Below are 21166 nucleotides of genomic sequence, written 5' to 3'. Positions count from 1 at the left end.
AATGCGTTATAATAGTAAACAGAAAGCGCTTCCATCCTGTAAAGGAAACAGCGTATCCGTTACGGGAAAAACGCCGGATATATTTCACTGGAGAGACACTATGCAAAGAATCGCAATCATCGATATCGGCTCCAACTCGGCCCGCCTTGTCATCAGCCACATCTATAAAAGCGGCGCTTACAATATGGTCTTTAATCAGAAAGAAACCCTGCGCCTTGCACAAAAGACAGAGGGCGGCCTTCTTTCCAAAGAGGCCTTTGAAAGCACGCTCCAGGTCATGCAGTCTTTTGCTTATATGTGCAAACAGTATAAGACCGATAAAATCATTGCCGTAGCCACGGCCGCCATCCGCAATGCAAAGAACGGCAGCCAGCTGACCGGAGAAGTTTTTGAAAAGACCGGGATCCGGTTACATATCATTTCGGGCAACGCCGAGGCCGCGCTCAGTTATCTCGGGGTCATCAATACCCTGCCTATGAAAGACGGTATCATTTTTGACCTGGGCGGCGGCTCCACCGAACTGATCCTGTTCCGGGACCGCAAGCTGGTGGAATCGGTTTCCATCCCGCTCGGCGCGGTAAACACCACGGAAATTTTCCATATCCGCGACACGATGCCCTCCACGGTGTACAGCGACGTCAATTTCTTTATCTCCACCCGCATGGAAAAATATCCCTGGCTGAAGGATGCCAGCCTGCCGCTGATCGGTGTCGGCGGCACGGCCCGTACCGTGGCCAAGATGATCCAGAAACGGCGGAACTATCCCTCCAGCCGGATCCATAATTACATCTTCAGTGCCCAGAGCTTCCGCGCACTGTTTAAAGAACTGCAGAATACCACATTGGAAGAGCGCAAACAAATCCCCGGTCTGTCAGAAGAACGTGCGGATATTATCCTGGCCGGTGCCTCCATTATCAACTGCCTGCTGATACAGACGCACAGCAAACGGATCATTACATCGGGCTGCGGGCTGCGGGAAGGCCTGTTTTATGATTACTACGCCAAGACCAACAATGTCCCCCTGATCGCCGGGGATATTTTAGAAGAAAGCACGCAAAACGCACTGCGTCTTTTCTCCGTAAATATCGAACACAACCGGCATGTGGCCGCGCTGGCTTTATCCATGTTCGACGGCTGGCATGCGTTGCACGGTCTGGGGAAACAATGCCGGAAACTGTTAAAAACGGCGGCGCTGCTACATGACATAGGTATCACGATCAATTATTACAGCCACGCCCGTCATTCCGCCTACATGATCTTAAATGCCAAAATTTTCGGCCTGACCCATGCGGAACAGATGTTGTGCGCCGTCATCGCCGGCTGGCATAACGGTCTTTCCAAACGCTATTTTAAAAATCATGCGTACCGTCCCCTTCTGACAGAAAAGGACTGGGGAACCGCCGGCAAGCTGGCACTTCTTCTCGCTTTGGCGGAAAGCCTGGACTATTCCGAAAGCAATACCGTAACCGCGATAGTTCCCTGTCTTGACCATGGTTCCGCTATACTGGAAATACATGCCACGGAAACTGCTTCCATTGAGTTACAGCAGTTAAAAACCCACGAAGCATGGTTCAGGGAAACGTTTGGAACTCCTTTAAAAGCCGCTGTGCAGAAAGAAGCCGGCAGATAAGTACTGTATCTTCCTGTCTGGCAAAATCCAAAACGGTACAGTATCACAAAGATGGAATCGCCTTAAACAAAAGAAATCCCGGAAGGTTATCTGAAAATCTTCCGGGAATTTTTTTGTGTTTTACTTCGTCTTCTTAACCGGTTGTACTTCAAACATCCGGTTCCAGGGGAGTTTGAAATCATATTTCTTCACAACACTGCCCATCACAGGTTCAGCAACGCGGGTAATGCTCTCCGAGATTGCTGTTTCAGCAGTTTTCTTCTGCTCCGGCGTAAAACCGGAATTCGGCATGTACTGGGGCCAGATCACATTCTTATATACATCCATGCGGGCATTAGCCTGATAGGCCCAGTCATCCAGGTAGCGGACATTCAGCATATCCCGCGCCGTGTTTCCATCATAATACGGAGATTCCATACCCTGCGCCAGGGCAAAACCCAGACAATTGCCGGATGTGTTCCAGCCGCCGTAAGATGCAATTTTATAAGCAATCCCCCGGCGGAACATTTCTTTCACAAGCGCATTATCCGCCCCGTTTCCATATTTGGAATCGGCAACGATTACGTTCTTGCCTGCGTCCAGATAGGATTCTACTTTATCCAGAAAGATTTTGACAGATTTATCCGGATTCCCTGTATTTTTCGCATCAGAAGCTTCCAGTGTCTTCCCGTTATAAGGCGTGTTCACCGCCAGTATGAAGTCCGCGTTGTCCGCCTTGCGGGCCGGGAAACCGCCGGACGCATAAATATGCTGGCGGGCAGAAATCGCAACCGTATCATCCTCATAGGCCGGAACTGTCTCACCGCCCTTACCGGGGGCAAACTCCGTATACACCAGAGGCGTTGAGAACGTCAGCCTGTTGGCAGCCTGGGTCAGCAATACCAGGCCAAGCTGATCCGCACCGGAAAAGAACCGGATCTTCGATTTCGGCAGCTCATTCACCAGGGAACCCATAAAACGGGCTTCCCGATGCGCCTGGGAAAGAGGACTGGTATCGTCCCTGCCTATCAGAAGATAATTGAAGCTTCCGCTTTCAACACCATGCAGCAATAACTCCGTGGTCTGGATATTGGTCTTCCTGCGGCCGTAAAAATCGGCAATCACATTCCTGGGAATCGTATGCTTCAGTTCCTGCAGTTCTTTACTTTCTTTACGCGACAAACCGAACAGCTCTTCTTTATCCATCAGGGCGCCCTGACGGAACAGCTTCGGTCCCCATTCCTTATAATACACGGGTTCTACAGGCGCCGAGCTGGCCTTTGGCGAGCGCATGATCGTCACAAACACATATACATCGGGGGAATGCATTTTTTTCTTCAGGGACACCAGTCGCTCCACACGGGACTGCAACACCGTCAGGTCCGTATGATGCGTCCGGGAATCCACCAGACCTCCGTAAACCAGTGCATCCGCACTGGCTACGACAGCCACTGCATCTTTCGATTTTTCTTCCAGCCACTCCAGCAGCTTGTCCGGCTGACCGTCCCGGTCTGCAGAAGAAAGCAGTTCGTCAGGCGGAACCACGATATCCCATCCGGCGGCTTTCATGGAAGCAACGGAATACTCTTTGCAGACAGGGCGGGTATCCAGGGGTACAAAAACCATTGTCCCTTTGCTTTTTACAACAGACGAAGCTTGCATCGATGCGTCTGCTGCAGATTTATTCATGCCCTCCGTTACTCCTTCCGCACTGACCGGTTCCACTGCCATGACCGAGCTGGCCGTAAGCAACAGACTGCCAAGCAAAAAACCGGTTACTGTCTTTTTCATATACTCACATCCCCACATTATGCAAATTCAGGGAGCGCCGCCTGCACGGGCTCCCTGTCGTGTTTTTTATAAAAGCTACGCTCATACCATGCGTATCTGTAATTATTTGGCGTAGGTCGCCGCTGTGTTGTCCTTCAGCAGTACGTCGTGGGCACCGCCTTCTACAATAGAGGTTGCGGACACCAGGGTCAGTTTTGCTTTTTCGCGCAGCTCCTGCAGATTCAGTGCACCGCAGTTGCACATGGTGCTGCGGATCTTGGCCAGGGTCAGGCTCACGTTGTCCTTCAGGCTGCCAGCATAAGGAACGTAGGAATCCACGCCCTCTTCAAAGGACAGCTTCTGGGAGCCGCCCATGTCATACCGCTGCCAGTTACGGGCCCGGTTGGAACCTTCGCCCCAGTATTCTTTCATGTAGCTGCCGTTTACGTTGACCTTGTTGGTGGGGCTTTCATCGAAGCGGGCGAAATAGCGGCCCAGCATCAGGAAGTCTGCGCCCATGGCCAGGGCCAGGGTCATATGGTAATCGTAGACGATGCCGCCGTCACTGCAGACGGGAACATACACACCGGTCTCTTTGAAATAGTCGTCACGTGCTTTGCACACATCGATCAGGGCGGTAGCCTGCCCGCGGCCGATACCCTTCGTTTCGCGGGTGATGCAGATGGAACCGCCGCCGATGCCGACCTTGACAAAGTCTGCGCCGCAGTCCGCCAGGAAGCGGAAGCCTTCCGCGTCTACCACGTTGCCTGCGCCTACTTTTACTTTATCGCCATAATGGTCGCGGATCCATTTCAGGGTGATCTTCTGCCATTCGGAGAAACCTTCGGAAGAGTCAATACAGAGCACGTCCGCGCCCGCTTCCACCAGAGCCGGAACCCGTTCCGCGTAATCGCGGGAGTTGATGCCGGCACCTACTACGTGGCGTTTTTTATCGTCCAGCAGTTCCAGCGGATATTCTTTATGGGATATATAGTCCTTGCGGAATACCATGTATAACAGGCGTCCTTCATCGTCAATGATGGGCAGCGTGTTCAGCTTATTGTCCCAGATGATATCGTTGGCCTGCTGCAGGGTGGTATCCTTTTTGCCTACGATCAGTTTGCTGATGGGAGTCATAAAGTCCCGTACCTTCGTGCCCAGGTCCATACGGCTGACACGGTAGTCACGGCTGGTGATGATGCCTTCCATCTTGCCGTTTACCGTTCCGTCACTGGTAACGGCAACGGTGGAATGACCGGTTTTTTCCTTTAACGCCAGCACGTCTGCCAGGGTGCTATCCGGCGTGATATTGGAATCGCTGACCACAAAGCCGGCGCGGTGGCTCTTCACATTCCGCACCATCTGCGCTTCGTCTTCGATGGTCTGGGAGCCGTAAATAAAGGAACAGCCGCCTTCCCGGGACAGGGCCACAGCCAGTTTGTCATTGGAAACAGACTGCATGATAGCGGACACCATGGGAATATTTAAGCTGATTGCGGGTTCCTCGCCTTTTTTGAATTTTACCAGCGGCGTTACCAGCGTCACATTATCGGGAATACACTTGGAAGAAGAATACCCCGGTACTAACAGATACTCACTAAACGTATGCGCGGGTTCATCGTAATAAAAAGCCAATCGTAACACCCTCCCTTTCTCAACTTGAAAATTACTGTAACGAAAATATATTAACGAACATTATAAAACATAGACGGACGTTAAGCAACCCCTGACGGAAATTTTTTTTAATTTACTCTGTCACAGACAAAAGAAACCTCTCCGCCGGCTCCCTCTTGGCAAAATTCTGCGTAACCCGCTGCATCAGCGTTTCAATGCGCGCCAGGCAATGTCTTTCCGGTAATGGACTTTATCAAAGTGGATCTTATCTGCCGCTTCATAGGCTTTGTTCTTGGCACTCTTAATATCTTTGGCCAGTGCGGTGACGCCTAACACACGCCCGCCGGCGGTGACGACCTGTCCGTCTTTTTCTTTTGTCCCGGCATGGAATACCACCACGTCTTCCATGTTGCCGGCTTCTTTCAGACCGGTAATGACTTTGCCGTTTTCATAAGACTGGGGATAACCGCCCGAAGCCATGACCACGCATACGGCAGCCTGATTTTTCCATTTCACCATGGAAGCGTCCAGCGTCCCTGTAGCACAGGCCAGCATGATCTGGGCCAGATCGCTGTCCAGTAACGGCAATACCACCTGGGTTTCCGGATCGCCGAAACGGCAGTTAAATTCTACCACCTTGACGCTGTCGCCTTTGATCATGAGACCGGCGTACAGGCAGCCGGAATAAGGACGGCCTTCCTTGTTTAACGCGGCAATTACAGGTTTCAGAATGGTTTCTTCTGCTTTGATGCGCAGGGCTTCCGTCATCACGGGCGCCGGGGCATAAGCACCCATGCCGCCGGTGTTGGGGCCTTTATCCCCATCATTGACCCGTTTGTGGTCCTGGGACGCGACCATAGGCACTACGATTTTTCCATCGGTGAATGCCAGCAGGGACGCTTCCTCGCCATCCATGAACTCTTCCAGTACCACCCGGGCGCCGGCTTCCCCGAATTTATGGTCCGCCATCATCTCATCAATGGCAGCCATGGCTTCTTCTTTCGTCATCGCTACCACTACGCCCTTGCCGGCAGCCAGCCCGTCCGCCTTCACCACGATCGGCGCGCCCTGTTCTTCTACAAACGCTTTCGCGGAATCAATATCTGTGCAAACCTTAAAGGCAGCCGTAGGGATATGGTATTTCTGCATCAGGTTTTTGGAAAAGGCTTTGGACCCTTCCAGTTCCGCCGCGTTCTGATTCGGCCCGAAAATCGGCAGCCCGCGGGAGCGGAACACATCGGCAATTCCAGCCACCAGCGTGGCCTCCGGCCCTACCACCGTCAGATCGATGCTGTACTCTTCCGCATAATCAGCTGCTTTATCTAAATCATTTAAATCCAACGCAACACATTCACATTTGGGAAGTAACCCGATACCGGGATTGCCCGGCGCTACCCGGATGCTTTCCACCATCGGACTCTGTGCCAGTTTCCATGCCAGTGCATGTTCCCGGCCGCCGCCGCCAATCAGTAAAATATTCATGTTTACGCCTCACAGTTTTAATTTACAAAAGCACATACAAACATCAACAGATGCCATGCACTTTGCAATACGTTTATTTTTCCAGCTGTTTCTGCAGATAGCCGGTAATCATGGCATCGTATTCGGAAGTATGTTTGAATGCTTCCATAGCCAGCGATTTTCTTGTTTTCAGGTCAATGTCGCCGTCTTTTTTCAGCATGTCCATCAACGCATCATACCGTTCCGGATTGGTGATGATCACCACATCCCGGAAATTCTTGGCAGAAGCCCGCACCATGGCCGGACCGCCGATATCGATATTCTCAATGGCCTCTTCTTCCGTTACACCCGGTTTTTCAATGGTCTGCTTGAAAGGATACAGGTTGACCACCACCAGATCAATCGGAATGATGCCGTGTTCTTTCATCTGGGCCATGTGTTCCGGATTGCTGCGCACGCCTAAAATCGCGCCGTGGATTTTCGGATTCAGCGTCTTGACACGGCCGTCCATGATTTCCGGAAAGCCGGTTACATCGCTGACATAGGTTACGGGAATGCCTGCGTCTTTAATGGCTTTCATGGTGCCGCCGGTAGAGATGATCTCCACTCCGTTCTCATGCAGGAACGCAGCCAGTTTGGTAATGTCCTTTTTGTCGGAAACACTCAGTAACGCTCTCTTGATTTTCATACGTTCTCCTCTCTGCCTTCTACCTTTCTTCTTGTCTTTCGCTTTCCTTTTCACATGTTACTGCCTTTTACTGCTTTCAAAACATATCTCACGCCCTCGCCGCTGCAACGACGCGAACTGTCAAAACCGTTTTTTATTTTGCCACGTAAACCTTGCGCCCTTTAATTGTGAGCTTTCCGTCCGCCCACAGCCGGATGGCTTCCGGCAGCGCTTTGTGTTCTTCCACCAGAATGCGTTCTGCCAGCGTTTCTTCTGTATCGTCGTCCAGCACCGGCACAACCTTTTGCAAAATGATGGGACCGGTATCTGTGCCCTCGTCCACAAAGTGAACGGTACACCCTGCTACCTTAACACCGTAATCCACCGCCTGACCCTGCGCGTCCAGCCCCTTGAAGCTGGGCAGCAGCGCCGGATGGATGTTGATGATCTTATGTTCCCAGCGGCTGATGAAATGCCCCGTCAGGATACGCATGAACCCGGCCAGCACCACCAGTTCCGCTCCTTTTTCACGCAGCGCCGCGTCGATTTTGTCTTCAAACTCTTCTTTATCTTTGCAGCCTTTCCGTTCCACTACAGCAGTGGGAATCCCCGCTTTGGCCGCCCGCTCCAGCGCAAAGGCATCCTTATGGTCACTGACTACTACGACCACTTCCACATTCAATTTGCCTTCTGCAATATGGTCGATGATGGACTGCAGGTTGCTGCCCCGTCCGCTTACAATGACGCCGATTTTTTTACGCACCGAAAACGCCGCCTTTCATAACGGTAGTCTTATGGCCCGGAACAATCTTACCCAGCTCGTAGAAGACTTCTCCGCTTTCTTTCAGGTGGGCCCGTACCGCGTCGGCTTCCGCCGGATCCACCACCAGCACCATGCCTACGCCCATGTTGAAGGTGCGGTACATTTCCTTATCCGGCACGTTGCCCCATTCCTGCAGTTTCTTAAATACTACAGGCACGTCCCAGGCGTCCGCATTCACTTCCGCGTCACAGTCGTCCGGAAGGATACGGGGAATATTATCATAGAAACCGCCGCCGGTAATATGAACCATGCCGTGGATATCAAACTTTTCGATCAGCGGCAGACAGGTCTTCGGATACAGGCGGGTGGGAGTCAGCAGTTTCTCGCCCAGGGTGCAGCCGAATTCCGGAATCACGGTGTCCACCGTAAAGTTCATCACATCAAAGCAGATCTTGCGTACCAGCGAGAACCCGTTAGAATGCACGCCGGAGGACGGAAGGCCCAGCAACACATCGCCCGCTTTCACTTTTTCCCCGGTGATCATCTTGCTGCGTTCCGCCACGCCCACACAGAACCCGGCAATATCATATTCGTCTTTTGCGTAAAAGCCGTGCATCTCCGCCGTCTCGCCGCCGATCAGCGCACAGCCGCTTTCCCGGCAGGCATCGGCCACACCTTTTACGATGTCCGCCACCTTCTGGGAATCCACCTTATCTACTGCAATGTAGTCCAGGAAGAACAGCGGTTCCGCTCCCTGTACCAGGATATCGTTGACGCACATGGCCACCGCGTCCTGGCCGATGGTGCTGTGATTATTCGTAAGGAAAGCAAATTTTAATTTCGTGCCTACCCCGTCCGTACCGGACACCAGGATGGGTTCCTTGTATTTTTTTGTGTCCAGCGCAAACAGACCGCCAAACCCGCCCAGGTCGCCGATGACCTCCGGCCGGTAACTGGCCCGCACACTGTCCTTCATCAGTTCTACCGCTCGGTTGCCGGCATCGATATCCACCCCGGCATCCGCATACGTCAGTTGCTTTTTCTCTTCGCTCATGAAAGCCTCCTGTACTCTTATTCTCCGCGCATGGCCGCCAGCTTCGCCGCTTTCGCCGCCACTTCTTCCTGCATTTTAACACGGTACGCCGCCAGTTTTTCCACCAGTTCCGGATGGGCACCTGCCAGAATTTCCACCGCAAAGATCGCCGCGTTCTTCGCCCCGTCAATAGCCATAGTGGCCACCGGCACGCCGGAAGGCATCTGCACAAAGCTGAGCAGCGCGTCCATTCCTTTCAGCGGTCCGCCGCTGATGGGGATCCCGATGACCGGCAACGTAGTATAGGCTGCGATGACACCGCCCAGATGGGCCGCCAGCCCCGCTGCCGCGATGATTGCTTCCACACCCCGGTCTCTGGCGCCGGCCGCAAACTCGTGCACCTGATCCGGCGTGCGGTGGGCGGAAGCTACCACTACTTCAACCTCCACACCAAACTCTTTCAGTGTTTTCTCAGCAGGCTCCAAAATCGGCCAGTCTGAATTGCTTCCCATAATAATGGCAACTTTCATTTTGACTTCCCCTTTTCCAGTATCCCAAATTGTTATTCACATGCTGCCCAAACGTCACAGCATATTGCAATACTTTTTTATTTTGCGTATACGAAACAGACCTTACCTTCCAGTAAAGTTTCATAGTAATTTTACCAATATGCCGAAACAGTGTCAATCACATTGTAGCGATTCTTACATTATATTTATATAAAAAAAGAAACACCGGCAAAAGCCTGCGCGCTTTGTAACGTATCACCCGTTACACCGGTGTCCTCTCTATATTCCGTAATACTTACAATACCATAAAACTTACGGCTCAAAAAACAGCAGTCCTGTATCTTTCAGTTTTTTATGCAACGCTTTCATAAACTTGGGTCCCGGGTCCACCTTACCGTGAAAATAGTCGCTGACATTTTCCCTGAACAGGCCGCTTTTCTTCGCCAACGTCTGCTGGTAATGCCCCCACACGTAACGAACCGTCGGATACTTCTCCTGCAGGTAACGGATCAGCAGCACATTGGCCTGCAGCTGTGCCTCTGTTAAATCTTCCCGGTTGGCAGTGCCGCCCACATTTTCAATACCGATGGCACACCAGTTGTACCCGATGGCATGCCGGTCCAGCATGGTCTCCGGGGTCAGGCGGAAAATGGTGCCGTCCCGGTCCACCAGGAACTGGGAGCATACATTCAGCGTGCCGTCGTTTCTGGTTTCCTTATAAAAATAATCAAACACCCCGTCCGCCTCCGGCGATTCCGTCCAGTGCACGATGACCGCCTGGGGAACGATTTCCGTAAATTCCTCACCGTAATGCTGAAATGCATACTCACGTATCAGCTGTTTCCGGTATTCCGTAAGACGGACCGGCCTGTCAATGATCACCGGCGCAGTCACGGTGCGTAACGAAGCTGCAGCAGACTGTTCAAGATTTTTTTCTTTTACCGGTATTGTTTTCCCGTTTACCGAAACAACCGGCACACAAAACAGCAACGCCAGTAACAGCGTAAGAATCCGTTTCATACGTATAACTCCTTGTGTCCACATAAACCTTTGACATGACAAGGCAACTTCCTGTAAAATTATTTACGGAAACATTGATTCATTCGTCTGCACGCTGAGGACAGCGCACAAACCCGTTTAATCAGCGCCTCCATACAGAAAAGATTCTGTAATCTATTATACCACGAGGTTGACCATGAGCATAAAAGAAAATCAGCTGGCCGAACTGGCCGCACAATTGGATAAATGCAGTTCCTGCCATCTGCGGGGCGACTGCCAGGCTCCCGTAGGATGGTACGGCTGCCCGGACAGCCCCATCGTGTTTATCGGCGAAGGCCCCGGCGGCGTGGAGGATGATTACGGCTGTCCGCTGATCGGACCTTCCGGGCAGCTGTTGGATAAAGCGCTTTGGTCTGTCCAGATGACACGGGACAGGGTACTGACCACCAACATCGTAAAATGCCGTCCCAAAGGTAACCGCACCCCCGATCTGGCGGAAGCGGACTTCTGCGCCAAAATCTGGCTGGAACGGGAGCTCGCCATTCTGCAGCCAAAAGTAATCGTGGCGTTAGGCAGTGTCGCCATGCACTATTTAGGCGACCCGGCCATGCGCATCACCCGGCAGCGGGGCAAATGGTTCAAAACGCCACAGGGGTACGACTGCATCGCCACCTTCCACCCCTCGTATATTCTGCGCCAGTACGGACATGCCCAGGTGCAGGCCAAGTGGGACGTGTACCATGATTTACAGCTGGCCCGGGCCAAAGCGGTGGAAGCCTGCCCCGATTACAATCTGTGTTCAGAAAAACCGGTTGACCTGTTTGCAAAATTCCAAAAGAGAAATCCGTAACAGAACAGCAACTACTGCAAATATAAAGACGAAACAGTCGCGTAACGCATGCTGCTTCGTCTTTTTTGTGTTCGTATTCAATTGTACCGATATTCTTTTCCGTTCAATTTTGCAATCTCACACCTGCTCTGCCGGCAGCCGTTTCATATTTTTCTCCTGCTTCTGGTCAGACGGGTTCGTCTTTTCCTTAGGCGTAATCTTGATCTTCGTATCACCGTCATTGAAAAAGTCATGCAACAAAGCATTGATGGCTTCCAAAAACATATACACCAGGAACATCACCGCAATCTTTTCAAGCACATCTTCAAAGAACGAAGAATCGTTGCCGGATTTAGAATTGCCGGGACGTTCGGGGGATGCAGGTTTTTCCACTTCCGGAATGGTCGTGTTATTAGGCGCGGCTTCCGCCAGCTGCACCGCACGCACCTGCGGCAGAATGGACGCATACGCTGCGGCAGGGGCTGCAACAGATGAAGAAAAAAATATGGACAGGGATAACAGGATGGGTAAAACTATTTTCTTAATCAGTTTCATCGTTGTTTCCTCCATAAAAGTCTAAAAAAACTTGCACAGAACCGATTTTAACCGTATCCGTAACGTCTGTCAAAAGATGCATGAGCAATCTCTTCTTCTTTCATTCTCATTATCTGCTTTTAGTACAATCTATAGTACTTTTACTACAATCTATATTACATTGCTTCTGTGTCTTTTTCAAGGCAGATTTTTTGCGCCAAAACAGGATTACCGTTCAGAGTGAAAATTCCCAACTGCAAAAAGGCAGGCATTCTCAGACAATCTATGTTATAATATTTGCATAGTTGAACAAATGGAACATATATGGAAAGTTGTACTGTACAAAATCTTCATGCATTTCCTGCTTGCAGAATGATACAGCTCTTTCCGCAAATTTTCTGAACAGGCAGGTTTAAAGCAATGGCAGCAAAAAAGGATTCACGTACCGTCTCTCACCGGAAAACGGAAATCATCTCTGCTCCGGCCTTAAATTACGACCCATCCATTGTAAAAAAGGTCCAGGCACAGATGCTGGAAGAAAAACAGCTCAGCGCTGTTTCAGAATTTTTTAAAGTATTGGGCGACGAAACCCGCATGAAGATTATCCATGCGCTGGCCCATGAGGAACTTTGCGTTACCGATCTGGCCGCCGCATTGGGAATGACCCAGTCCGCTGTGAGCCATCAGCTGAAACTGCTGCGTATGGCCAACCAGGTCAAAGCGCGCCGGGAAGGAAAGAGTATTTATTATTCACTGGATGACCAGCACGTCATCGATATCCTGAACGAAGCTCTCACCCATATCCGCCACAAAATCAGCGAGGCCGATTAACCATCCGTTTTTTCTTTTTCAATAAACAGAAGAAACGTAAAAACATATAAAGCATCCGTTATCCGCAGATATTTTGCAAAGAAACGGCTGCTTTTACCAAAACCAGATACGAGGAGGAACATCATGAAAGCTGATTGCGCAAACTGTCCCACCCACGCCTGCTACACCAAGGGCGTTAACTGCACGGGAGTATCAAATGAAGAAGTAAAACAGGCCTACACAGACGAAGAACTGAAAATCATGAAAGCCGCGGCCTACGTGGAAGGCACGTTTTACAGCAACATCACCCGCCTGCAGGAAATTGCCGAGTTTGCCAAGGCCATGGGCTATAAGAAATTAGGGATGGCCTTCTGCATCGGTCTGAACGCCGAAGCCCGGTACATCGCCCGCTATTACACCCAGCAGGGTTTTGAATTTTACAGCGTCTGCTGCAAAAACTGCAGCTTTGCCAAAAAAGAATACGGCCTCAAGCAGGTGAAACCAGAGCTGGATCACGAAGCCATGTGCAACCCCAAATTCCAGGCCCGCTTCCTGAAGGAAAAAGGCGTGGAACTGTTCATCATCTGTGGTCTCTGCGTAGGACACGACGCTATTTTCACCGCCAACTGCGACGGCCCGGTAACAGCGCTGGTTGCCAAAGACCGCCTGCTGGCCCATAATCCCCTGGGCGCCATCTATTCCCGGTACTGGAAACGCAAGCTGGGGATTCTGGACCCGGATGAAGTGTAAAAAGCGTAAAATTGATAACCCAGAATTCCCCGTCCGGTCACTTCAGTGACCGGATTTTTTTCGCAACTCGAGTCGTGGCGCGGTTTTCCAGCCTGCTTTCTGTTAATATATATAGACAGTGTTATTATCTTGTCTTTAAGTAACATTTCATACCTGCATTTTATCGTATTGTTCGGGAAAGCTGCCATTACGCCGACCCGCCAAAACAAGGCTTTGCTGGATATCGCTGCTGGGTACATATTTTCTTTCTATTTTACAGTTCATCCAGCAACACAAAATCGCGGAAACGGATGTGCCGCACGGTACTGGTGCTGTAGTCAATCTCATCATTAGTAATCAAAATTTTCTGGCTGGAATTATCCATCTTCGCAAAAGCGCTGAACTCACGTTCATAGGCTTTTTCTTCAGAAACAGAATACGCCGCCTGGATAAAATATTGTTTGTTCCCTTTATGGGCCACAAAATCAATCTCATGGGCGCCGTCATGATAAACCTGTAAATTGTAACCCATGTAAACCAGTTCATTGTAAACAACATTTTCAAAATTATGGGTCAAGTCGAATCTGTTATTCAGAACGCGGATGGAATTCAACGCCACATCTTCATCATAAACTTTCAGGTAGTATTCCAGCTCGCGCCTGGATTTTTTTGAATATTTTCGGACAGTAGCAATGGCATATGCTTCTTCCAGATAGCCAATAAATTTTGTAATCGTTGTAAGGGAGCAAGGAAGACCCGTGCCGCGCATATATTTTTCCACAGACCTGGCAGAAAGCAGCCTGCCATTGGAAAGGAAAACAAAATTTGCCAGCCGTTTGAACACTTCCGTTTTGCGGATTTTGTACCGGTTGACAATGTCGTTTAAAATGATCGTTTCATTGAGTTCATTAAGGTAGGCGCGCTGAGCCTGTTCGCTCTTGTACTCGATCCGTTTAGGAAAGCCCCCCCAGATGAGATAGTCTGTCAGCGAAATCTCCCTGCCAAGTTCTTTCGCGTACTGCGCCAGTTCTTTGTAAACAAAAGGCCGTACCCGGAACGAAACATAACGGCCCGACAGTTCTTTGGTAAATTCCCGCGACAGCAGCTTTGAATTGGAGCCGCTGACAAATACAGAACAATTCCGCAGCCGTAATGTCCGGCAGGCTCCGGCCCAGCCATCCAGCCTCTGTACTTCGTCAAGAAAAACATAACAAAGAGAATCTTTGCGGTTTGCCCCAACATAACTTAGCAACGTTTTCTCATCCGGCAGCGCTGACAGGACTGCTGTATCTTCGAAATCAAGGTAAATAATATTATCAGACCTGGCTTTTATTTCTTCATATATTTCCCCAAGTATGACGGATTTGCCGCAGCGTCTGATTCCTGTAATAATCTTGATCAGGTCGCTGTCATAAAACTCGCGGACAGGCGCAATATATTTTTCACGCTTGATCATAATGAAATCCCTCCATTGGCTGCTGATGGCATTGTACTGTTTTCTACTGGACATTTTAACACAAAATCAAAGAATCGTCCAATATTACTGGACGATTTTTATAAGTTTTGTAAAATTGTCCAGTAGGAAGAGGTTATACATTTTACGCTACGTTAAGCGGAAAACCGTCAAGGATTTGCTTATGCCTTCCCCTTTGCTGTTTAATTTCCACTTTTCAGCTACACCTGAAATTAAAAACGGCGCCCCTGTATGACGACGCCGTTTTGTTTATTATTTTTATCAGAACATGTACGCCACGCTTACGTTGCCGCCAAAACCACGGTGTTTTCCTCCGTAGCCGTAGATGCTGATGTCTGTCTGCCACGGGTTGGTCTTACTGGCTTCCATCCGCAGGCCCAGTTCACCGCGAACGCTACTGCCCTTCACACTGGCCAGATCATAATGCTGCATTGCGTCAAACTCCACGCCGTCCCGTTTGGTATAGAAGTACTTGCCGTACACGTCCAAGCTCTTTCCGCCTTTGTACCGGAAGATTTTGCCTACGCCTGCGTGGGCGCGGTAGTAATACTGCCTGATTTTTACATCGTATCAGAATGTCCAGTTGGCCTGGAGATTTGCCGTAACGCCGCGCTGCTTGCCAACCCAGCCCGCTACGCCGAAGTCGATCGCCATGGGACCCTTGCCGGGTTTTACCTGCCAGCCCAGTTCAATCAGGCCGCTGCTTCCCTTCACGCCCGGGCTCGGCGTACCATCGCCACGGTACGTCGCGCGGGCATCCCCACTGAACTCATACTGGTATGCCAGCCCGCCGTAAATCTTGTTCTTTTCGTTCAGCGCATGGATCAGCCTGGCGCCTACACGCAGACGTTGACTGTTCACCGAATCAAAATTCATGACCGCGTCATCCTGGCCGTTAATGTGAATCATGGCGCTGTCGCTGCCCGTATGGCTGTAGAAATATTTCCCGTAAACGTCCATCGTGTTGTCGTGGCCGATGTCCACCAGCTTGCCTGCGCCCAGATGCGCCGCCCAGTAGGTCGCGCTGCTGTCATAATCAGCATGGGCTACCTCAGAAAGCTGCGAACTGTAATCGGATTTCGTACGACCGACACGCAGGCTGCCTTCATAGTAGAAACCGTTGTTGTTTGTCTGTTTCGCTATAATACCCAGCCCCCAGTAGCTGGCCTTGCCGTCCGCCTTCAGGCCGTTGTCCTGATAGCTGTCGTAACTGCCGTGGCCGTATTCCACAATCGGTCCGAATAATAACTTACCCTTGCTGTTTTCCATTTCCCTGGCAAAGCCCAGGTTCAGCCCGATGCCTTTGATGTCTACATGAGACCCGCTCATGGCCCGCAGCTTGGAAAGGCCTACGGCCGCGAAGCTGTTGAAACCGCCGGCCGCTTCTTTGTCTCCTGCCGCCGCCTGCGCGTTGAGCATGCCCTGGCCGGCCAGCAGGTCGGAACCCGCGTTAATCATGGTCACCACTGCCATCCGGGTTTCTATCGGTGACTTCAGCCGGTCGGAGGAACCGGATTTGGGTTCCGGATCAGGCGTTACTTCTTCAACATTCTCAACCGTAGTGATGATGGTAGTATCATCTTTCTTGCTGATGCTCAGTTCATATTTTTTATCGGTTTTCAGATTGTTCGCTGTAAGGAAGGAAGCCTCGGCCAGTTTCGAACTCTCCACGGTCTGCAGTTCATCGTCCGTGGTCAGGCCGTCGCTGTTGACAAGCAGGTTGACCGTATCGCCTTTTTGCAGGTTCACGCCGCTTAACGCCGCCACACCGAAGGTCACGCCCGTTACGTCTGTCGCATTGCCGCTGTTCACCGTCAGCATGGTATCGTCTTTGGCAATACCTGCCGGCAGGTAGAAGTTCATGTTCTGGAAACCGCTTATGTGCAGTGTCGTTACATTTTTCGCCGCCACGTTCAGCGTGTTGCCGGCAACCGTACCGGCGTTATGGATTAGTGATCCTCCAACCAGAGCTTCTGTTGTTACCGGGGACAAAACGTTAATGGTGTTATTTTGCGCGCTGGTTTCCGCATAACCGCCGTAAACTTCACTGTTTGATAAATCAGGCGATCCGCTGATAGTTACCGTATTGCCGGTTGCACTGCCTGTTCTAGAAATCCCGCCTATCACATCATTTACAGAGCCGCCGCTGACAGTTACCGTATTGCCGGTTGCATCGTCTGATTCAGAATTGCCGCCTATCACATCATTTACAGAGCCGCCGCTGACAGTTACCGTATTGTCGTTGGCACTCTTCCTGGAAGCGCCGCCATATACAACAGTACCCACTTTGCCACCGCTGACAGTTACCGTATTGCCTGTTGCGTTGCCTGAGGAAGAACTCCCTCCCCAAATATATTGCAACTCTCCTCCACTCATATTTACTGTGTTGCCGGTTACGTCACCTGATCCGTTAGACACGCCACCATATACCATGATACCCTTAGTTAAGCCGCTGATGTTAACGGTCTTTCCCTGAACAACAGCATCATCAGAATAACCGCCCGTATAAAATTGATAGGCAGCGCCGCCTTCTTCGCCAGGAGTCTGAGCAAAATTCAGATTCAGAATCGTTACGGAAGAATCCGATGGAACATACATACCGTTATTGTTACGTATTAAGGTTCCTGTCCCTTCTGTGGTAAACGTATAATTCCCTTGATAGAAACTAATTCCCGTAACCGTCAATTCAGCCGCGTTTGTCACTGACGGCATAAAGAACGCTGTGCTTCCCACCGAGGACAACAAAGCCGCAAGGACTACCTTTGCCAGCCGTTTCCGGGTTTTATGTCTGTACCGTATCATCGTTTTTCCTCCTTTATTTTTAACTGGGTTTATAAATATTACTAAAATATAATTTATAAATTTGGAGCTATTTCATTTTTGTTTATGCAGTTCTTCCTTTTGCAAGCTCTTCCACTGTCGCTAAAGACAGGTCAAGACTCTCTGCAATTTCCTGCAACGTCAGTTTATTCAAGGCAATCAATTTTTTTGCATTTTTCATTTTTTCGCGCATGGCTTTCTTCTCGGCGTATTCTTCTACCAATTCACACATCTCCGCATTCCCTCCTTCGCTCTCCTTCAAATACCGCGCCCGTTGCGGCGACGCCTTGTACTTGTCGCGCTGCACTTCAATGTTATACAGTTTGTTATCTGTATCACGGGCAATGATGTCCAACGTGACCATTCTGCCGTACACATTGATGAACTCTTCCTGCGTCTTGGTTGAAATAACCCTGATGTCATACCTGCCCAGAATTATTTGAATCAAGACCTCCGTTTCTGCAATATGTCTGTCGAACACCGCATTCATCAACGTGTCATCGAACATGCGCATCTTCGTGATCCGTTGCCAAAGCTTACCAGCGCTGCCGTCACGCCCAGCGTCACCGCAGCCATGCGTAACCCACGGCTGCGGCTCGCCTTTGCGCCGCAGTTTACACTGGTACAGCTCTTACCGTTCCGTTTTGCGATTTCGCTCACCGCCACGTAGCAGTTCCGTACTTTGCTCCAGATCACTTTGGAGATTTTGTTCATGGTGGCGCTCCCTTCTGTATCTGCAATTTATAAAATTGGCAAAATATAGCATTCCATTAATATTATACCTTGTTCATTAAGCAATTTATATAGAATGACAAAATTTGTCATTGACATTTTTTTGCGATCTTTTACTTTTTTTGTCATTTTTTATGGGTTTACCCCCCCCTATAAACACCTGCTCACATCTGGCTTTCCGTCACTTTTTAAGTTATTAAATCCTTTATTCTATTAAAGTTTTTCAGAATAAACGCAAGGAGTCATGTAACCGTTTCGCCCGTCAGTTTTATGGTATACTTAAATTGGATTATGATGACTTTAATTATCCAATTCTGCAACGCACCATTTCGCGTTGCGCATCCGCGAAAGGATAAAGCCTATGAAATACATTATTGCCGATAAGCTGAATTTTCTCATGAAGGTGACGGGAACCAAAAACAATATGCTGGGCCGGGCCCTTTCTTTCGATGCGTCCCATATCAGCCGCATCCGTTCCGGCGACCGGGGTCTGCCCAGCCGCCGCGATTTCATTGTTCCGGCCGCCGATTACTTTGCCCGGGCGGTGAAGACGGCCGCCCAGCGCAACACCCTGGCAAGGCGTCTCTGCCCTAACAGCAAATGGCCGGAGTCCCTGGAAGAAGCTACCCTGCTGATTGCCCAATGGCTCAGTGAAGATGTGAAGGAACTGGATTATGAATCCCTGAACCGATACTTCACAGAACGCGATGCTGTTCCTGCCCCGGCAGAGGCGGTGCCTTCCGCAGCTGGCGATACCACCGGCTTCTATCTGGGCAACGAGGGCAAGCGCCAGTCCGTGATCCGTTTCCTCACAGGCCTGGCCGCCCGGCACGAACCGGTGACGCTGCTGCTCCACTCGGAAGAAAACATGGAGTGGATTTACGAAAAGCCGGAGTTTGCCAGGCAGTGGGGCCAGCTACTGGTGACCCTGTTACAGCAGGGGGGCCGTATCGTGATCATCCACACCCTGACCCGTTCCTTTGAAGAGATGCTGGAGGCGGTGTCCAAATGGGCGCCCCTGTATGCCACCGGTTCCATCGAATCCTATTATTATCCCAAACTGCGGGACAACGTGTTCCGGCGCACCCTGTTCATCGCCAGGGAAAAAGCGGCCGTCGTGGCCTGCACCACCGGCGAATCCGGTGAAAACCGGCTAAACATGCTGATCCATGACCCCATCGCTCTGAAAGCCCTGGAACAGGAATTCTACGATTTCCTGTCCCTGTGCCGGCCTCTCATGCAGATTTTTACGGCGGCCAACTTCCAGCAGATCATTCCGGCCCTGGGAACCTTCCGCAAGGCGGAAAGCGATCTGCTGCAGTTCCATGTCACGCCGTCCCTTTCGGTCCTGCCGAAAGAAGTGGCGGAGAGTTTCTCCCGCCGTCCCGGCTTCGAGAATTTTGGGGATTTCCTGGCCGACCACCATCGCTGGCTGTTTAAGCAGGGCAAAACCCCTGCCCATGACGTAATAGACATCCTGTACCTGCCGGGTCTGGACGATGTTATGGCCGGCAAAGTACAGGTGCCCCTCACCCACCTGTCCAGCCTTCCCTGCCTGTTCTACACGCCGGAAGAATACAGTCTGCATCTGAAAAGCGCCCTGCGCCGGATGGAAGATACACAAACTTATCGCCTGGCGCTGCCGGAGCCGGATGCAGTCCATCCCGTAACCGGCAGGCCGGTGGCTCCTTCCTTTTCCATCGTGGCCAGCCAGCAGGCAGGCGTGCTGTTATTCAGCACCAGGTCCCCCCAGGCCCTGTTCTATACCAAAGAGCCTACCATTACTACGGCTTTCTGCGAATACCTGGAAGGGTTCATAAAAAACGCATCCTCCCGGGAGGAAACCCTGAAAAAGCTGCGGCAGTACATCGCGAAATTGGATAAAGCGATAGGGAAAGTTTGACAACTTTGTAAAACATTGAAAATCTGCCATAAAAAACAGGTAAGCGGTATCCAAGCCTGTGGATGCCGCTATTTTCTATTCTGTCTTATACGCTTTTCATTGTGTTCCTCTTGCTTACTATTATAAAAACATGTAGCCGAACAAGAAGTATTACGACTTGTAGCTTGTTCAGCCTTTTTTACGAAAAAACACAATATCTTGTGTTTTTGTATTGACAGGCACACTAATTGTGTTATAATGGATATTGCCAAGCGGGATAAAACCCCGAGGGATGTCCGGGAATGAAGCAACGGCACGGGAATGACGAAACCGTTCCGGCCTCCCGTTGGCACAAATGCAGAAAAACGCTGTAAAGAGAAGGTTGTTTCCATGAGCACAGTCCGTATTTCAGGTTTCAAAAAGCATTCTTCCGTGAACGGTCCCGGCGTGCGGTATGTCCTGTTTTTCCAGGGCTGCCCCCACCACTGCCCGGGCTGCCAGAATCCGGAGACCCATGACCCCATGGGTGGTACAGAACGGGATGCGGCAGACGTGGTACAGGAGATTTTACAGACCAAATACCTGGACGGCCTCACCTTCTCCGGCGGCGATCCGCTTCTGCAGCCGGAAGCTGTGATCGAAATCGCGGACGCGGTTAAAAAGGCCGGACTGAACATCTGGCTCTACACCGGTTGGACCTTTGAGCAGATCCAAAAGGGCGCTGCCGGCGAAAAAGCAAAAGAAGCTTTGACCCGGTTAGACGTTTTGGTAGACGGCCCCTTTGTGGAAAGGCTGAAAACCGGCCGCGCCATCTGGCGGGGCAGCGACAACCAGCGGCTCATCGACGTGCAGCGATCCTTAGCGGAAGGCACTGTAACGGAACTTCCGGAATCAAAAGTAAAGTAATACCTGGTTTATTCGGAGCGGTAAA

At 50.7% G+C, this 21166-nt stretch carries 20 protein-coding genes; 6 read left to right on the top strand and 14 right to left on the bottom strand.

Annotated features, from left to right (window positions below; all coding sequences use genetic code 11):
- Nucleotides 1-100 precede the first annotated feature (100 nt).
- A complete protein-coding gene (locus ACZOWY_RS06730; RefSeq protein WP_484394175.1) occupies nucleotides 101-1630 on the top strand; it encodes a Ppx/GppA phosphatase family protein in 1530 nt (509 codons plus the stop codon).
- A 120-nt stretch (nucleotides 1631-1750) separates the two neighbouring features.
- Here the strand turns inward: ACZOWY_RS06730 and ACZOWY_RS06725 are convergent, their stop codons facing one another.
- The 8 genes from ACZOWY_RS06725 to ACZOWY_RS06690 all read right to left on the bottom strand — a co-directional run bounded on the left by ACZOWY_RS06725 (nucleotide 1751) and on the right by ACZOWY_RS06690 (nucleotide 10446).
- The gene (locus ACZOWY_RS06725; protein ID WP_484394170.1) at nucleotides 1751-3400 is read right to left on the bottom strand and encodes a DUF4127 family protein; all 1650 of its coding nucleotides are present in this window, start codon (nucleotides 3398-3400) and stop codon (nucleotides 1751-1753) included.
- A 102-nt stretch (nucleotides 3401-3502) separates the two neighbouring features.
- Complete coding sequence (locus ACZOWY_RS06720; RefSeq protein WP_484394166.1) at nucleotides 3503-5014, bottom strand: IMP dehydrogenase; 1512 nt, start codon at nucleotides 5012-5014, stop codon at nucleotides 3503-3505.
- 183 nt (nucleotides 5015-5197) lie between these two features.
- Entirely contained in the window at nucleotides 5198-6475 is a 1278-nt protein-coding gene (gene purD / locus ACZOWY_RS06715; RefSeq protein WP_484394161.1) for a phosphoribosylamine--glycine ligase, read from the bottom strand.
- Nucleotides 6476-6548: 73 nt separating this feature from the next.
- Nucleotides 6549-7142 (bottom strand): IMP cyclohydrolase, encoded by a 594-nt coding sequence (locus ACZOWY_RS06710; RefSeq protein WP_484394156.1) that lies wholly within the window; start codon nucleotides 7140-7142, stop codon nucleotides 6549-6551.
- A 133-nt stretch (nucleotides 7143-7275) separates the two neighbouring features.
- A complete protein-coding gene (purN, locus tag ACZOWY_RS06705; RefSeq protein WP_484394151.1) occupies nucleotides 7276-7884 on the bottom strand; it encodes a phosphoribosylglycinamide formyltransferase in 609 nt (202 codons plus the stop codon).
- A complete protein-coding gene (gene purM / locus ACZOWY_RS06700; RefSeq protein WP_484394147.1) occupies nucleotides 7877-8938 on the bottom strand; it encodes a phosphoribosylformylglycinamidine cyclo-ligase in 1062 nt (353 codons plus the stop codon). Before purM ends, purN begins: the two co-directional genes overlap by 8 nt.
- A 17-nt stretch (nucleotides 8939-8955) precedes the next feature.
- Complete coding sequence (gene purE, locus ACZOWY_RS06695) at nucleotides 8956-9447, bottom strand: 5-(carboxyamino)imidazole ribonucleotide mutase (RefSeq protein ID WP_484394143.1); 492 nt, start codon at nucleotides 9445-9447, stop codon at nucleotides 8956-8958.
- Nucleotides 9448-9738: 291 nt separating this feature from the next.
- Nucleotides 9739-10446 carry an N-acetylmuramoyl-L-alanine amidase gene (locus tag ACZOWY_RS06690; protein ID WP_484394138.1) on the bottom strand — a complete coding sequence of 236 codons (708 nt, stop codon included), beginning with the start codon at nucleotides 10444-10446 and terminating at the stop codon, nucleotides 9739-9741.
- A 175-nt stretch (nucleotides 10447-10621) separates the two neighbouring features.
- On the opposite strand from ACZOWY_RS06690, the gene ACZOWY_RS06685 reads away from it, so the two are divergent.
- Nucleotides 10622-11275: a uracil-DNA glycosylase gene (locus tag ACZOWY_RS06685; protein WP_484394132.1), complete on the top strand. Its 654-nt coding sequence runs from the start codon at nucleotides 10622-10624 to the stop codon at nucleotides 11273-11275.
- Nucleotides 11276-11392: 117 nt separating this feature from the next.
- Here ACZOWY_RS06685 and ACZOWY_RS06680 read toward each other — a convergent pair whose 3' ends face one another.
- Nucleotides 11393-11809 carry a hypothetical protein gene (locus ACZOWY_RS06680; RefSeq protein ID WP_484394127.1) on the bottom strand — a complete coding sequence of 139 codons (417 nt, stop codon included), beginning with the start codon at nucleotides 11807-11809 and terminating at the stop codon, nucleotides 11393-11395.
- Nucleotides 11810-12208: 399 nt separating this feature from the next.
- Between ACZOWY_RS06680 and ACZOWY_RS06675 the strand changes: the two genes are divergently transcribed.
- Together ACZOWY_RS06675 and ACZOWY_RS06670 are read left to right on the top strand one after the other, a co-directional pair.
- Entirely contained in the window at nucleotides 12209-12619 is a 411-nt protein-coding gene (locus tag ACZOWY_RS06675; RefSeq protein ID WP_484394122.1) for an ArsR/SmtB family transcription factor, read from the top strand.
- A gap of 123 nt (nucleotides 12620-12742) precedes the next feature.
- Nucleotides 12743-13348 (top strand): DUF1847 domain-containing protein, encoded by a 606-nt coding sequence (locus tag ACZOWY_RS06670; RefSeq protein ID WP_484394116.1) that lies wholly within the window; start codon nucleotides 12743-12745, stop codon nucleotides 13346-13348.
- Between the two features lie 253 nt (nucleotides 13349-13601).
- Here ACZOWY_RS06670 and ACZOWY_RS06665 read toward each other — a convergent pair whose 3' ends face one another.
- The 5 genes from ACZOWY_RS06665 to ACZOWY_RS06645 all read right to left on the bottom strand — a co-directional run bounded on the left by ACZOWY_RS06665 (nucleotide 13602) and on the right by ACZOWY_RS06645 (nucleotide 18335).
- Nucleotides 13602-14783, bottom strand: coding sequence for an ATP-binding protein (locus ACZOWY_RS06665; protein ID WP_484394111.1), 1182 nt, complete (start codon nucleotides 14781-14783; stop codon nucleotides 13602-13604).
- 279 nt (nucleotides 14784-15062) lie between these two features.
- On the bottom strand, nucleotides 15063-15290 hold the full coding sequence (locus ACZOWY_RS06660) for a hypothetical protein (RefSeq protein ID WP_484394107.1): 228 nt from the start codon (nucleotides 15288-15290) through the stop codon (nucleotides 15063-15065).
- 81 nt (nucleotides 15291-15371) lie between these two features.
- Nucleotides 15372-17603 carry a hypothetical protein gene (locus tag ACZOWY_RS06655; protein WP_484394101.1) on the bottom strand — a complete coding sequence of 744 codons (2232 nt, stop codon included), beginning with the start codon at nucleotides 17601-17603 and terminating at the stop codon, nucleotides 15372-15374.
- Between the two features lie 82 nt (nucleotides 17604-17685).
- Nucleotides 17686-18135, bottom strand: coding sequence for a nuclease/transposase family protein (locus ACZOWY_RS06650; protein WP_484394096.1), 450 nt, complete (start codon nucleotides 18133-18135; stop codon nucleotides 17686-17688).
- Nucleotides 18111-18335, bottom strand: coding sequence for an ESPR domain-containing protein (locus ACZOWY_RS06645; protein WP_484394092.1), 225 nt, complete (start codon nucleotides 18333-18335; stop codon nucleotides 18111-18113). The genes ACZOWY_RS06650 and ACZOWY_RS06645 overlap by 25 nt, the downstream gene beginning before the upstream one ends.
- Before the next feature lie 379 nt (nucleotides 18336-18714).
- On the opposite strand from ACZOWY_RS06645, the gene ACZOWY_RS06640 reads away from it, so the two are divergent.
- Entirely contained in the window at nucleotides 18715-20256 is a 1542-nt protein-coding gene (locus tag ACZOWY_RS06640; protein WP_484394089.1) for a hypothetical protein, read from the top strand.
- A gap of 369 nt (nucleotides 20257-20625) precedes the next feature.
- Nucleotides 20626-21141 (top strand): anaerobic ribonucleoside-triphosphate reductase activating protein, encoded by a 516-nt coding sequence (gene nrdG / locus ACZOWY_RS06635; RefSeq protein WP_484394085.1) that lies wholly within the window; start codon nucleotides 20626-20628, stop codon nucleotides 21139-21141.
- Nucleotides 21142-21166 lie beyond the last annotated feature (25 nt).

Source organism: Succiniclasticum sp., assembly GCF_056977735.1.
Note: the sequence above shows the minus strand (reverse complement) of the source record. Positions and strands in the feature narration are given on the sequence as shown.